This window comes from bacterium, from assembly GCA_024742285.1.
In the GTDB taxonomy this organism is placed as follows: domain Bacteria; phylum Myxococcota_A; class UBA9160; order UBA9160; family UBA4427; genus UBA4427.
In genome coordinates, this window is the sequence record JANSYR010000010.1 from 176,354 (window position 1) to 190,894 (window position 14,541).

The following is a 14,541-nucleotide window of genomic DNA, read 5'->3' on the forward strand; positions in this document are numbered from 1 at the left end:
TCGTGCCTAGAATACGTCCGCGAGCAGGCGCCCGAGGCCGCCGGCCGGCGCCGTCTCTCGCGCCGCCGCGACGACCCGTCCGTCGACGGCGTCCTCCGGTGCGCCCGGTACGATCCGCGATTCCGACTCGTCGGTCCGGATCGTGAGCTCGATCCGCTCGGTCCACAGTCGATTCGTGCCGGTCGCGAAGACCGCCAGGTAGGGGACGGCGAGCATGAGCCGCTCGAGCGCGCGCGGCTCCCGGCTGCGGTTGTGCACGACCACGGGCGTCAGGACCCGATGGGGGCGGACGGGAATCTCGTCGAGCTGTTGTCGACACTGGGTCCGATTCGCATAGCCGGCCTCGCCCGGCCCGGTCGTCGGGCCGATCCAGATGTCGCGCGGCCGGAGCGTCGGGACCTCGAGCGCGGTCTCGCCGTCGATGCGGACGTCGAGCCAGAGCGGCGTGCTCACGAAGAGCGTGACGGTCGTCGATTGCGGGACGACGAACGGGTCCGCGGGCAGGCTGACGATCGGTCGGTCGGCGGTTCGCGGGAGCACGGCGAGCCCATCGGCGTGGGACGATCCGCCGATCCGCTTGACCGTGGACCAGCCGTCCCCCTCGTCGGGTGCGGTCCCCTCGGAGAGCGTGCATCGGTCCTCGGCCGCGGTCGGGACCTCACGATGACGGAGTCGCCACTCGTGCGATCGACGCTCCGCGGCGAGCTCGCTCGGGCCCAGGGCCAGCGTCCGGCAGCAGTCGACGTCCACCTGCATCGGACCCCACCAGGGATCCGCTTCCGACGGCCGGGCCGAGCTCGATTCGGGGTCGACAGACACGTCGCTCGTATAGCGAACGCTTCGGTGAAGTGCTGCCGTCCGGCGCCGCTCGCCGCGGGCGTGGTACGAACGGGCGTGCGCGACGGATCTGCCGTATACGAGCAGCAGCGAGGTGCGCCTCTTCGAGCAGGGCGCTTCGCGCTGCGGCACGTCCTCATGGACGTCGCCCGGGAGGAGGGCGGGGCATGCGAGAGTCGACCGGCGAGGCCGGTGCCGTGAGGGGTCGAACGAGTCGGAGTCCGCGTGAACGGCGTGGCGGGAAGTCGATTCGGCGTCCGCGTGAACGGCGTGGCGGAAGATCGGTTCGGTTCTGGCTCGGGCTGGCGACGCTCTTCGTGGCGATCGCCGCGAGCGGCGCGAAGTCGTCGGACCACGACACGGCGGACCCGCTTGCCCTCGACGCGATCGAGTCACGGCTCGCCGAAGTCCGGGCGGAACGCGAGGCGACCACGGCCACAGGCGAGATCCGGGAATCCCTGCTCGCCCTCGAAACGCTGCTGTTGGAGGAGAAGGAGCTCGCCGAGCGTCTGAGCGACGCTTCGCAGGCCGAGGCGCCGTCCGCATTCGCCGAAGCGGCGCCGTCGATCGGCACGCTCGCCGCTCTCCATCTCGAGCGCGTCGCGCTTCGCGAGGAAGCCTCGCTCGGCGAGGCGGCGCTCGCCGAGGCCGAGCGAGAGCGATCGCTCGCGACCGAGGAGGCCGAGGCGCTCGAACGGCAGCTGGGGACGCTTCGCGAACGGATTTCCTCCGAGTCCGGCGCGAGCGAAGCGAAGGAGATCCGGCTCGCCCGGCTGGCGATCAGACTCGCCCGCGAACGCGTCCACGAGCGAACGCTCACGCTGAGGAGTCTGCGCGCGAACCGCCCGCAGCCGGCGCGGCTCGAGGCGATCGACTCACGGATCGCCGAAGTGACCGCTTCGCTTCGGCGTGGGGAGGCGGTCGAGCAGGGGACGGAACGGAGCACCGTGGCGCTCGAGACGGCGCTCGTGCGCGAGCGGGAGCTTCGTGCCCGAGAGCTCGCTGGTCTCGCGCTCCGGATCGAGGCCGTCGAGTCGCGATTCGCGTCCGGTGGCGGGAGCGACGCTTCGCTCCTCTCGGCAGCGGACGCACTTCGCGCAGCCCGGGACGGCCTGCAGGGCGCGCTCGAGGTGCTCGACGCGCGCCTCGAGCGGCTTCGAGACCGCCCGACGCTCCTCGCGCCGTGGGAGCGGATGCTGCGGGGTGCGCTCTCGAGCGACGAGCAGGACGAGGCACTCGCGAACGTGCGGTCCCGCCTCGCGGTGATCGCCCAGACCGCGAGTCGCCTCGAGGTCCGGATCGAGGCTCGGCAGCGGGCGCTCGACGCGCTCGACCGGCGGATCGAGGAGAGCACGCCTTCGCCCGTCGTCGCCGAGGCGCTCCTCGTCCAGCGCGCGAGCGCGCGTGCGCTGCAGCGCGCCGAGGTCGCAGCGATGTCCGAACTCGAGGACGAGCGTTCGCTGGGCCAGGCGTGCCTCGAGGCGCTCGAAGGCGATCAGCTCGATCCGGCGCGGATTGCGCGAACGGCGCTCGAGCGTGGACGGGCGATCTGGCGCTACGAGCTGGCGACCGTCCAGGAGAGTCCCATCACGCTCGGCGCGCTGATCACCGCGCTGGCGATGCTGTGGGTCGGAGTCTTCGTCTCGCGCCGGTTGTCGCGCTTCCTGGCGGGCGCGATCGCCCGCCGCCTGCGGATCGATGCCGGTGCGGCGCACGCGATCGAGACGCTCGCGTTCTATCTCCTGGTCGCGAGCTTCGCGCTCTTCGCCCTCCGCTTCGTCCACTTTCCGCTGACCGCCTTCACGGTCGCCGGCGGTGCGCTCGCGATCGGTCTCGGCTTCGGCAGCCAGAACGTGATGAACAACTTCATCAGCGGGCTCATCCTGATGCTCGAGCGCCCGGTCCGCGCGCGCGACACGGTCGAGATCGACGGAACCTACGGCTCGATCGAGCAGATCGGCGCGCGAAGCACCCGGATCCGTGCGAACGACGGTCGGCAGCTGATCGTCCCGAACAGCTTCTTCCTCGAATCGAACGTGGTGAACTGGACGCTGTCGGACGACCTGATCCGAACGAAGGTCGTCGTCGGCGTGGCCTACGGTTCGCCCACGCGCCTCGTCGCGGACCTGATCTCGGAGGTGGTCCGGAACGAGCCTGACGCGCTCGAGCAGCCGCCGCCGATCCTCCTCTTCGACGAGTTCGGCAACGACGCGCTCATCTTCGAGATCTATTTCTGGGTACAGGCGCGGGCGCCGATGCGCCTCAGCCAGGTCGAGAGTCGCGTGCGTTTCGCGATCGACGACGCCTTCCGGGAGCACGGGATCGTCATTGCGTTCCCGCAGCGCGACGTCCACCTGGATGCGCCGCGGCCGCTCGACGTCCGCCTCGTGCCGGGCGAGGCGGAGTCACACGAGGGGTAGGCGAAGCGCGGCTCGCTCGGCGGGCGTGCGCCCCGGTCGATCGGACTCCCAGCCTCCGATGGGGCCCCCGGGCGACGGAGGGGGCGCTCCGCGCGGGCCTCTCGGCGCGTCTCTCCGGCCGCTGCGCAGCACGTGCCGTCCTGGTACTGGTATGTGGATTGCAATTCCGGCTCACGCCGACGGTCGCCTGCCTCGCGACCGCAGGCGAGGAGACCCAATGGCCCGAGACCTCTCGGACGCCCCGCTCTTCGGGGGCTACACACCGCTCGTCGACACGTGGGACGAGTTCTTCACGCCCGACGGCACACCGCATCCACACGCCGGTACCGTGGTCGAGCAACTCGAACGCCTGGGTCGGCGCGAGTTCCGCGCACGGCAGCGCCTGGCCGACGCGACCTTCCTGCGCGGCGGTATCACGTTCTCGGTCTACTCGGATCGCCGCGGCGCCGAACGGATCTTCCCCTTCGACCTGATTCCGCGGGTGATCGACGCCGCGGCGTGGGAGCGCGTCGAGCGCGGCCTGACCCAGCGCGTCCAGGCCCTCAACGCCTTCCTGGCCGACGTGTACGACGAGCAGCGCATCCTCGCCGAGGGCGTCGTCCCCGCCGACTTCGTGCTCGGCGCGAAGGGCTATCTGAAGGAGATGCGGGGCGTGCGCGCACCCGGCGGCGTGCGCGTCGCGATCGCCGGGATCGACCTGATCCAGGGACCGGATGGGGAGTACGTCGTCCTCGAGGACAACGCCCGCACGCCCTCCGGCGTGTCGTACGTGCTCGAGAACCGCGCCGTCATGAAGAAGGTCTTCCCCGGCGTCTTCGCCGACTCGAACGTGCAGAGCGTCGAGGAGTACCCGCTCCGACTCGTCGAATCGCTGGGCTCGCTCGGGCCGGACGGAGCGGACCACGAGAGCATCGCCGTGCTCACGCCCGGCGTGTTCAATTCGGCCTACTTCGAGCACAGCTTCCTGGCCCGCCGGATGGGCGTGCCGCTCGTCGAGGGCCGTGACCTCTTCGTCGACGACGACCACGTGTACGCCAAGACCACCCTCGGGCCCCGTCGGATCGACGTCCTCTACCGTCGGCTCGACGATCCCTTCCTCGACCCGGAGGCCTTCCGCAAGGACAGCCTGCTCGGCGTCCCGGGACTCGTCCGTGCCTATGCGAAGGGGAACGTCGCGCTGGCGAACGCGATCGGGAACGGCGTGGCCGACGACAAGGGGATCTATCCCTTCGTGCCGGACATGATCCGCTTCTACCTGAGCGAGGAGCCGATCCTGCGACAGGTCGAGACCTACGTGTGCGCGAGGGAGGAGGACCGCCGCTACGTGCAGGAGAACCTCTCCTCCCTCGTCGTGAAGTCGGTCAACGAGGCGGGCGGCTACGGCATGCTGATCGGTCCGCAGGCGTCTCGACGCGAGCTCGCCGAGTTTCGGGCGAAGATCGACGCGGACCCGCGCAACTACATCGCGCAGCCCCGCATCGAGCTCTCCACCTGCCCGACCTGGACCCGCAAGGGGATCGCTCCTCGCCGCGTGGATCTCCGGCCCTACGTCCTGACGGGCGCCAACGGAACCTGGGTGCTGCCCGGCGGCCTGACCCGCGTCGCCCTGGTCGAAGGCAGCTACGTCGTGAACTCGAGCCAGGGCGGCGGCTCGAAGGACACGTGGGTGCTGCGCGGCGCGGACGCGCGCCCGCCCGAAGGGGAGGAGGCACGATGATCTCGCGGGTGGCGGAAAGCTGCTTCTGGCTCAACCGATACGTCGAGCGCGTCGAGGTCCTCGCGCGGATCCTCGGCGTGAACGCCGCGTTCCAGCTCGATTCCGGTCTCGACGACGAAGCGTGTTGGCGCCCCGTCGTGATCGTCGTCGGGCAGGAGAAGGACTATCTCGAGCGGGTCGCGCCAACGCTCGCGGACGGGTCCGAGGGCGAGATCGTCCAGGACTATCTCACGTGGGACGACGACAACCCGAGCTCCCTCCGGTCGTCGCTCCGCCTGGCGCGTGAGAACGCCCGGACCATTCGCGAGACGATCAGCCTCGAGATGTGGGAGACCCTGAACGATCTCTGGGTCTGGCTCGGGGAGCGCGAGGCGTGGAAGCTCTACCAGAAGGACCGGGCCGCGTTCTACCTGCGCCTGCGCAACCAGTGCCTCCTCTACCACGGCGTGGCGCGCAACACGATGCTCCACGAGGATCCCTTCGAGTTCATGCGGCTCGGGACGGCGCTCGAGCGAATGGGACAGGTCGCGCGGGTCCTCGACATCAAGCACCACGGCGTCGCGGAGGTGCACCACGTCGAGGAGTCGGCCGAGGAGATCGCGCAGTGGCTGGCGATCCTCCGGTTCTGCTCGGGCGTCGAGCCCTTCCTGAAGCGTCACAACGCGGCGCCGTCGGGTCGCGCGGTCGCGGAGTTCATGCTCTTCGACCCCGCCTTCGCGCGATCGGTCCGCCACAACGTCGATCAGCTCTGCGAGCTGCTCGGACTGCTCGCGATCGACGCCGACGAGGGGGTCGGGGTTCGCGCGCTCTCGCTCGCGCACGAGATCCAGCGGGGGCTCGAACGCGCGACGATGGATTCGGTGCTCGAGCAGGGGCTCCACGAGGTGCTGACGCAGCTCGTCGAACAGTCGGCGGAGCTCTCGGACGCGATCTACCGCGACTTCCTCGACCCGGTGCCGGTCGAGGCGGTGATTCAGGCCGAATCGCCGGCCTGAGCGAGCGCGCTCGCGTCCGGCAGGGCCGAGGCGTCGAGGCGTTCGACGCGGACGTCGATCGCGAGGGTCTCGGTCCCGCCGCCGCGGTAGATCGTGCCCGAGGTCGGGGTCGCGTCCCGGTAGTTCCGGCCGCATGCGACGCGGACGTGATCGAGGCCGATCTGGACGCCGTTGGTCGGATCCAGGCCCTGCCAGCCGACCTGCGGCACGTAGGTCTCGACCCAGGCGTGGGACGCGTCGGACTGCGCGGTGTTCACGTAGTCCGCGCCCGTATGGACGTATCCCATGCGATAGCGCGCCGGGACCTGGAGCAGGCGGGCGAGGCAGATCATCAGGTTCGCGAAGTCCTGGCAGACGCCACGCCGTGACTCGTAGACCTCGAAGGGCGTCGTCGCGTGGGTGGTGGATCCGCTGACGTACTCGAAGTCGCGAAAGAGGGTCCGGTTCAGGTCGAGCAGCGTCGCCACCAGGTCCCGATCGTTGCGCTCGGACAGGGCGGTGGCGAAGGACGTGAGCTCGCGCAGCTGCGATTCGGGGAGCTCCGGCGGGAGCAGATAGGCCGACAGCATCTGGCGCTGCCAGGGCATCCACGACATCGGCAGGGAGAGCGGCTGGCGCCCGGCCCGCGACTCCAGGGAGGGCGCCGCCGAGACGAGGATCGTCGCCTCGCTCCGGATCGAAAGGCGGTCGAAGGGCTCGTCGATCTCGAGCCCGAGGGCGGCGTTGCCGAAGACGTCCTCGTACGCGATGCGCGGCACGTCCGGCTCGACGACGAGGCGATGGTCGAGGACCTGCTGGGTGCGATCGGAGAGCGGCCGCAGGAGCAGACGATGCGAGCTGCGCTCCACCGGCTGCTCGTATTCGTAGCGGGTGTCGTGGACGACGCGGAGGAGACGCTGCGTCTCTCCTGGCGCGTCCGTCGGGTCGCTCGCGACCCGACCGTCCGCGAGCGCCACGCGGTCGTTCGGGCTCGTGCCGGGCGGTTCGGAGGGGGAGCCGGCCTCGGTCGGTGCGCTCGACCAGCGGATCGAGCCTCGCCGCGCGATCACGAGCTCCCCCGGCGTCAGGGCTTGCCACGGGTCGAGGCTCATGGGGGTGCTCGCGAAGGCGAGCAGCGTCCGGTTCGGGTCCTCCGGCGCGTCGTGGGAGATCACCAGCCCGGCAGCGGCGAAGTCGGTCCGCCCGTGCGGCGGGATGCGGCGCGTCCAGAAGAGCTCGCCCGTTCGATGCGCGTCGTGGTACACGGCGACGTCGACCCCATCGGTGAGGATCGCGTTCAGCTGGCCATCGGCGTTCAGCTCCCGGAACCACGCGTGCAGCGACTCCGGCGGCACGTCGGCGAGGGAGCGCTACCGCTTCTCGTGGAGTCGCGACAGGATCAGGCAGAAGGCGTGCTCGCTGTCCGTCATGCCGAGCGGGTCGAACGCGGGATCGTCGCGGAGCGGGAAGCGCGTCGACCACTCGGACGCGAGGTCTCCGTCGTGCGCGAAGATCCACTGCCGCCCGCCGTAGCTCCGCACGAAGGGCTGGGCATCCTCCTGCTTGCGAGGTCGGCGGTGACCGCGCAGGTGGGCGAGGAAGAGGGTCGAGCGGAAGCGGTGCCAGTCCCCCAGCACGGGGCCCACCGCTGCGCCGCCCGAGGAGGTCGGGTCCTTGATGACCGACGCGCCCCGTTCGCTCGAAGGGTACCAGCCCACCCCCCAGCCGAAGAGCTCGCCGGGCGTCGGAAGGTTCTCGTTCCCGTTCGGGGCGAGGGGGGCGTCGAAGCGGATCGAGGGCGACGCGTCGGCGTCGAAGCAGAGCCCGACGAGCTCGCTCATCGGCCCCGTCCCGTCGCGACACGGCGCAGATCGAGGGTCATCGGAAACTCCGGGTCGGGCTCCCACGGCGCGGGTTGCATCGCGCCCGGGGTGTGTCCGCCGCTCTCGAAGCGCGCGAGTCGCCGACCCTCGGCTTCGAATGCGTTGACCGGGAAGCGTTCGTGGTTGCGTCCGCCGGGATGACCGACGTGATAGCGCGCGCCGGCCACGGCACGTCCGGACCAGGTGTCGACGAGGTCGAAGGTGAGCGGGGAGTGGACGGGAATCGTCGGATGCAGGCAGTGGGCGGGCTGCCACGCCCGGTAGCGCACGCCGGCGACCGCTTCGTCCTGCCGGGCCGTCCGGTGGAGCGGGACCCGGATTCCGTTGCAGGCGAGCACCCAGCGGTCGCCGATCAGGCCGGTCGTACGCAGCTGGAGCCGCTCGAGGGAGGAGTCGACGAAGCGGGCGGTACCGCCGGTCGTGCCCTCTTCGCCGAGCACGTGCCACGGCTCGAGCGCCTGCCGGACCTCGACTTCGACGTCGTCGTAGCGGAACGAGCCGAAGCGCGGGAACCGGAACTCGAAATGCGCCCGGAACCACTCGGGGTCGAAGTCGAAGCCGTGCTCGCGCAGGTCCTCGAGGACGTGGAGGAAGTCGACCCAGACGAAGTGCGGGAGCATGAAGCGATCGTGCAGGGCCGTCCCCCATCGCGTGAGCGGCGAGGGCCGCGGGGCTTCCCAGAAGCGCGCGATCAGCGCACGCAGCAGGAGCTGCTGCACCAGACTCATCCGCGCGTGCGGGGGCATCTCGAAGGCCCGGAACTCCACGAGGCCGAGGCGCCCCATCGAGGAGTCGGGCGAGTAGAGCTTGTCGATGCAGATCTCGGCGCGGTGGGTGTTGCCGGTCACGTCGACGAGCAGGTTGCGCAGACACCGGTCGACCAGCCAGGGGGGCGGGGCGGGGGCCGCCGCATGCAGCTGGGCGAGCGCGATGTCCAGCTCGTAGAGCGCATCGTGCCGGGCCTCGTCGACGCGCGGGGCCTGGCTGGTCGGGCCGATGAAGAGTCCCGAGAAGAGATAGGAGAGCGAAGGATGGTCGATCCAGGCTCCGAGCAGGCTGGCCAGCAGGTCGGGCCTCCGCAGGAACGGGCTGTCGAGGGGCGTCGGGCCCCCGACCACCACGTGGTTGCCGCCGCCGGTTCCCGAGTGGCGTCCGTCCAGCAGGAACTTCTCGGTTCCCAGCCGCGCCGCGCGCGCCTCCTCGTAGAGGACCTGGGTGCGATCGACCAGCTCCGTCCAGCTCGCCGACGGATGGACGTTCACTTCGATCACGCCGGGGTCCGGCGTGATCTTGAAGTGTTCGATGCGCGCGTCGGGGGGCGGGGGATAGCCCTCGATCCGAACGGGGACGTCGATCTTCTCCGCCGCCCGCTCGAGCGCCGCCACGAGCAGGACGAAGTCGTCGCCGCTCTCCACCGGGGGCAGGAAGGCGTTCAGGTGTCCGTCTCGCGACTCGAAGACGAGGGCGGTCCGGACCGGACTGCCGCCGGCCGCCGTCGAAGGCCCGTTCGGCGGGGGCGCCGGGCTCCCTCCGCGACCGCCGCGCGTCGGGCGCTGCCGTAGCGGGACCGGCAGCGCCGCGAGATGCCGGGTGGGGTCGGCGGCCATCACGTGCGGGTAGCGGCTCTCCGGAAGGAAGGGCAGCGCGTCGAGGGGCAGGCGGAACCCCGCCGGCGAGTCGCCGCTCACGAGGAAGAGTCGGCCTCGGCGCGTCGGCCACGCCTCGCTCCGCCAGGCCCGCCCCTGGTCACGGGCATTCCAGGCCTGCACCGGGAGGACGAAGGCCGCGGGGGTCTGCGCCCCTTCGGACAGCGTGCGCGCGAGCCGCGCGCGCTCCGCCGGCGCATCGAGGTCGGCCCGGCTCGGATCGAGACCCACCGGCAGTCCCGCTTCGGTCTCGAGGAGGACGAGCGGATCCTCGAAAGCCGGGACCGCGAAGTCCGGTTCGATCCCGAGCTCCTCCGCCGCCTGGCGCGCGAAGGCTTCGGTCTGATCGAGGGTCGGCGGGCGCGGAGCACGTTCGTCGCCGAGCAGGGCTTCGTTCCGCCAGAGCGGGACGCCGTCCTCGCGCCAGTAGACCGAGAAGGCCCAGCGCGGAAGCGCTTCACCCGGGTACCACTTGCCCTGGCCACAGTGGAGGAGCGCGCCGGGCGCGAAGCGCGAACGGAGACGTCTCGTCAGGTCCTCGGCGAGCGCGCGCTTGTTCGGTCCGATGGCCTCGGTGTTCCACTCTTCGCCCTGCATGTCGTCGATCGAGACGAAGGTGGGCTCTCCGCCCATCGTGAGGCGGACGTCGCCTGCGTCGAGGCGTGCATCGACGGCGCGCCCGAGGGCGTCGACGGCTTCCCACGCGTCGTCCGAGTAGGGCTTGGTGACCCGCGGCGTCTCGGCGATCCGCTCGACGTGCATCGCGTGTTCGAACTCGACCTCGCAGGGCTCGAGTCCGCCCGAGATCGGCGCGGCGGAGCCGGGAAAGGGGCTGCAGGCGACGGGGATGTGCCCCTCGCCGGCGAGCAGGCCGGAGGTCGGATCGAGCCCGATCCAGCCGGCGCCCGGGAGGTAGACCTCGGCCCAGGCGTGGAGGTCGGTGAAGTCGTGATCGGTTCCGGAGGGGCCGTCGAGCGAGCGCACGTCGGGCGTCAGCTGGATGAGGTATCCGGACGTGAAGCGGGCGGCGAGACCGAGGTGACGCAGGATCTGGACGAGCAGCCAGGCGCTGTCGCGACAGGAGCCGCTCTTCGTCGTGAGCGTCTCTTCGGGGCTCTGGACGCCCGGCTCCATGCGGATCAGGTATCGGATCTCGCGTTCCAGCCGCTGGTTCAGGTCCACGAGGAAGTCGACGGTCGGTCGCTTCGCGGTCGGCACGCCCCGAAGCCAGCGGCGGAGGACGGGCGGGGCGGGCTCCTTCTCGAGGAAGGGCGCGAGCTCCTTTTCGAGCGCCGCCTCGTAGTCGAAGGGGTGGTGCCCGGCGCTCTCCTCGAGGAAGAAGTCGAAGGGGTTCCGGATGGCGAGCTCGGCGACGAGGTCGACCACCACGCGGAAGGACGTCGTCGGCTCCGGCACGACGACGCGCGCGAGGAAGTTGCCCTGGGGATCCTGCTGCCAGTTCAGGAAGTGGGACTCGGGCTCGATCCGAAGGGAGTAGGCGTGGATCGGCGTGCGCGCGTGCACGGCCGGCCGCAGGCGGATGCTCTGGGCACCGAGTCGGACCGGTCGGTCGTAGCGGTAGCGAGTCTCGTGATGGAGGGCGACTCGGATGGCCAAGGCGTCGTTCCTGGTCGGCGCGGGAGCGCGTGGGTCGGGGGCCGCGTCGAGCGCGCCCGGGGTCGTGCTGGGCCTCGCTCGATTGCAAGCCGGGGACCAACTCTGCGACGCCAGGCGGCGCCTGGGGCGGTCTCTGGCGCGCGATTCGGAGCCCGGGGTCGAGGATCGGAGTCGCTGCACCCGACCGGATCGTCGCTCGACACCCCGATCACGTTTCGAGCGGGCATGCGACTTGCTAACCCTGCGGGCGTTGCGTTCGCGCGAGGCGGGAGCGGCGGGTCCGGAAGGCCACGGAAGGCATGATCGACGCGGTTCCCGGGTCGGCCTGGACCGTGTCCGTCGTCTTCGCGATGGTCAGGGCGACCACCGCACGTTCGAGGCCGGGCGCAGCGTGACGACGGACCTTCGTCCGGTGGGGTGACGTACGACGATGGATTTCGAAGCCTTGATTCCTGCCGAGATCGCCTGGGCGCCCTTCATCTGGGCGGGCATCGGTCTCTGCCTCATCCAGTCGGGCCTCTTCTCGGGACTCAATCTCGCCCTGCTCGGTCTCAGTCGGCTACAGCTCGAGGTGGAAGCCAAGGCCGGGAGCGCGGAAGCCGAGCGGATCCTGGCGATCCGCTCCGACTCGAATTTCCTCCTGACGACCGTGCTCTGGGGCAACGTGGGCGTGAACTGTCTGCTGACGCTCCTCTCGGACAGCGTCCTCGCTGGCGTCGGGGCCTTCCTCTTCTCGACGGTCGGGATCACGATCGTCGGCGAGATCGCACCGCAGGCCTACTTCTCCCGGAACGCGATGAAGATCGGCGCGGCGCTCGTGCCCTTCATCCAGCTCTACCAGAAGATCCTCTTCCCGGTCGCGAAGCCGACGGCGATGGTGCTCGACCGGTGGCTCGGAGAAGAGGAAGTCTCGTATTTCCGGGAGCGCGAGCTCCGCGAGGTCATCCGGCACCACATGGAGGCCGACGACGCGGATCTCGAGAAGACCGAAGGACGCGGCGTCCTCAACTTCCTCGTCCTCGACGACCTGCCGGTCCGTGAGGAAGGCGAGCTGGTCGATCCGCTGAGCGTGCTCTCCCTGCCGGTCGCGGTCGATCTCCCGGTCTTCCCCGACTTCGAGGCGGGCCCGGACGACGTGTTCGTCACGGCGGTGCAGGCGAGCGGAAGGAAATGGGTGATCGTGACGGACAGCGAAGGAGAGCCGCGCCTGGTCCTCGACGCCGATGCCTTCTTGCGTGAGACGATGTTCGCCGCCGAGCCACCGGATCCGTACCAGTTCTGCCACCGCCCACTCGTGATCACCGACGTCGACACGCCACTCGGGACCGTCATGCGAAGGCTGACCGTCGAGCCTCAGTTCAAGGGCGACGACGTGATCGATGCCGACGTGATCCTCGTGTGGGGCGAAGAGCGGCGGATCATCACGGGCGCCGATCTCCTCGGTCGTCTCATGCGCGGGATCGCGCGGCGACGCGAGGCGTCGAAGGCCGTCACGTCGGGACGCGTCGTCGCCCAGGACGAGGAGGGGACGCCGCCCGACTGATCAGGCGCGGAAGTCCTCCTTGCGGAGCTCGTATTTCTTCATCTTCTGGTGGAGGGATCTCGGATCCATGCCGGCGCGGGTCGCGGTCTCGCCGATCCGACCCCCGGTCGCCTCGAGCACCCCGCGCAGATAGCGGATCTCCGCCTCCTCGAGGACGGTCCGGCGGACTTCGGCCCACGTCCGCTCGTTCCACGAGGCATCCGGCTGGATCGGGCCCGCGACCTGCTGCGGATCGAGGGACGCGTCCCGCGCCGCCATCAGCTGGATGTCGACCGCGAGGTCCTCGACCTGGATCTCCGGCCCGGGACACATGATCACGGCGCGCTCGATCGCGTTGGCGAGCTCGCGGACGTTGCCCGGCCACGGATAGCGGCGGATCGCTTCGAGGGCCGGCTCCGCGATCCGCTCGGCGGGGCTGCCGATCGCCACCCGGTAGTGGTCGACGTAGCTCTGGGCGATCTCGGCGAGATCCTCGGCGCGGTCCCGGAGTGCGGGCAGCGTGATCGAGACGACGTTCAGGCGATAGTAGAGATCCTCTCGGAAGCGCTTCTCCTTGACCTCCTCGAGGAGGTTCTTGTTCGTCGCCGCGATCAGCCGCACGTCCACCGGAATCCGCTTCTCCGAACCGACGGGGCGCACCTTCCGGTCTTCGAGGACCTGGAGGAGCTTGACCTGGAGGTGGAGCGGCATCTCTCCGATCTCGTCGAGGAAGAGCGTGCCCTTGTGCGCCAGCTCGAAGTAGCCGCGCCGCGCCCGGTCGGCGCCCGTGAAGGCGCCGCGCTCGTGGCCGAAGAGTTCCGCTTCGAGGAGCGACTCGGTCAGCGCGCCACAGTTCACCGCGATGAAGGGCCCCTTCGCGCGCGGGCTCTCGTTGTGGATCGAGCGCGCCAGGAGGCCCTTGCCGACACCGGTCTCGCCGAGCACGAGCACGTTCGCGTCGACGGCGGCGACGCGCTTGGCCGACACGAGCAGCCGCTTCATCGTCTCGCTGCGCGTCACATAGTCGCTCAGGCGATAGTCCTCGTCGGGGACCGCGAGCAGGCTCGACCGGCTCTCCTCGAGGCGGCGTTCGGCGACGGCGGCGAGGGACTCGCCGAAGAGGTCGCCGGGAAGGTCGGCGACGACCACGCCGTAGGCACCCGCCGCCACCAGCTCCGCGCGGAGGGCTGCGTCGTCCTCGTCGATCAGGACGATGATCTCGGGGTGGTCGGGGAGGTCCCGCAGAGACCGGATCAGCTGCGTCGTCGACTTCGGCGCGAGCTCGTGCTCGAGGATCACGAGATCGAAGGGCTCGGCGGCCAGCTTGCGATGGACCTCCTCGAGCGAGCCGGCTCCGCGCACCAGCGCATCGACGTTGTCGAGGGCGTTCTGGATCGGCGTGCGCGGGGCGGACGAGGTTGCGATCAGGGTTCTGAGCAGCACGCGCGGGGCCTCTCGACGTCGGAGAGCGGCGGAGTGTCGCGTGATCGCGAGTGCCCCGCAAACGCGTCGCCCGAGGGGCAGCGGCCGGCGCGCATTCGCCGGGGAAGCCGGAATCGGAGCGTGCGAAGCCGACGCGGGTCGGGATCGGAGCGACGAGGCCCGATCCGCGCGAGGACGGCGCGACGACGCGGGTTTCGCTTGGCACGCAGGTTGCTCTCTTCCCCGCAGCCAAGGCGATGCAGCGACGTCGGGTCCGATCGATGCTGCCGGAGTCCCAACATGGAGAGTTCGCCTCACGAGGTCGATTCGAGCAGGCCACCCCCCGTGGCGCCGAAGCCCGAAGACGCAACCGCGTCGACGGGGCTGCCGCGACCGACGCGGCCCCCGCGGCCCAAACGCTGAACACGGCGGTCTGCTCAGGGCCCGCTCGAGGTCTCCTCGGGCGGGCCCGTCCCTTCGAGGCGATGGGAGGCGAGTGGAGG

8 protein-coding genes and 1 pseudogene are annotated in these 14,541 nt (G+C 70.4%); 4 read left to right on the top strand and 5 right to left on the bottom strand.

Going from position 1 to position 14,541, the window contains the following annotated elements; genetic code table 11:
• Nucleotides 1-6: 6 nt before the first annotated feature.
• On the bottom strand, nt 7-819 hold the full coding sequence (locus NXI30_18520; GenBank protein ID MCR9096226.1) for a hypothetical protein: 813 nt from the start codon (nt 817-819) through the stop codon (nt 7-9).
• A gap of 335 nt (nt 820-1,154) precedes the next feature.
• Here NXI30_18520 and NXI30_18525 point away from each other — a divergent pair, with 335 nt between their 5' ends.
• The 3 genes from NXI30_18525 to NXI30_18535 all read left to right on the top strand — a co-directional run bounded on the left by NXI30_18525 (nt 1,155) and on the right by NXI30_18535 (nt 5,969).
• Nucleotides 1,155-3,257, top strand: a complete 2,103-nt coding sequence (locus tag NXI30_18525) for a mechanosensitive ion channel (GenBank protein ID MCR9096227.1) — start codon at nt 1,155-1,157, stop codon at nt 3,255-3,257.
• Nucleotides 3,258-3,474: 217 nt separating this feature from the next.
• Complete coding sequence (locus NXI30_18530; GenBank protein ID MCR9096228.1) at nt 3,475-4,974, top strand: circularly permuted type 2 ATP-grasp protein; 1,500 nt, start codon at nt 3,475-3,477, stop codon at nt 4,972-4,974.
• Nucleotides 4,971-5,969, top strand: a complete 999-nt coding sequence (locus NXI30_18535) for an alpha-E domain-containing protein (protein MCR9096229.1) — start codon at nt 4,971-4,973, stop codon at nt 5,967-5,969. Before NXI30_18530 ends, NXI30_18535 begins: the two co-directional genes overlap by 4 nt.
• Here the strand turns inward: NXI30_18535 and NXI30_18540 are convergent.
• The 3 genes and pseudogenes from NXI30_18540 to NXI30_18550 form a co-directional block, all read right to left on the bottom strand.
• Entirely contained in the window at nt 5,948-6,538 is a 591-nt protein-coding gene (locus NXI30_18540; GenBank protein ID MCR9096230.1) for a transglutaminase family protein, read from the bottom strand. The two genes, NXI30_18535 and NXI30_18540, sit on opposite strands and share 22 nt — an antisense overlap.
• A 102-nt stretch (nt 6,539-6,640) precedes the next feature.
• A pseudogene (locus NXI30_18545) lies at nt 6,641-7,789 on the bottom strand (class II glutamine amidotransferase).
• Nucleotides 7,786-11,094 (bottom strand): transglutaminase family protein, encoded by a 3,309-nt coding sequence (locus NXI30_18550; protein ID MCR9096231.1) that lies wholly within the window; start codon nt 11,092-11,094, stop codon nt 7,786-7,788. The pseudogene NXI30_18545 and the gene NXI30_18550 overlap by 4 nt, the downstream one beginning before the upstream one ends.
• Before the next feature lie 430 nt (nt 11,095-11,524).
• Between NXI30_18550 and NXI30_18555 the strand changes: the two genes are divergently transcribed.
• Complete coding sequence (locus NXI30_18555) at nt 11,525-12,637, top strand: DUF21 domain-containing protein (GenBank protein MCR9096232.1); 1,113 nt, start codon at nt 11,525-11,527, stop codon at nt 12,635-12,637.
• Here NXI30_18555 and NXI30_18560 read toward each other — a convergent pair whose 3' ends face one another.
• Nucleotides 12,638-14,059 (bottom strand): sigma-54 dependent transcriptional regulator, encoded by a 1,422-nt coding sequence (locus NXI30_18560; GenBank protein MCR9096233.1) that lies wholly within the window; start codon nt 14,057-14,059, stop codon nt 12,638-12,640.
• Nucleotides 14,060-14,541 lie beyond the last annotated feature (482 nt).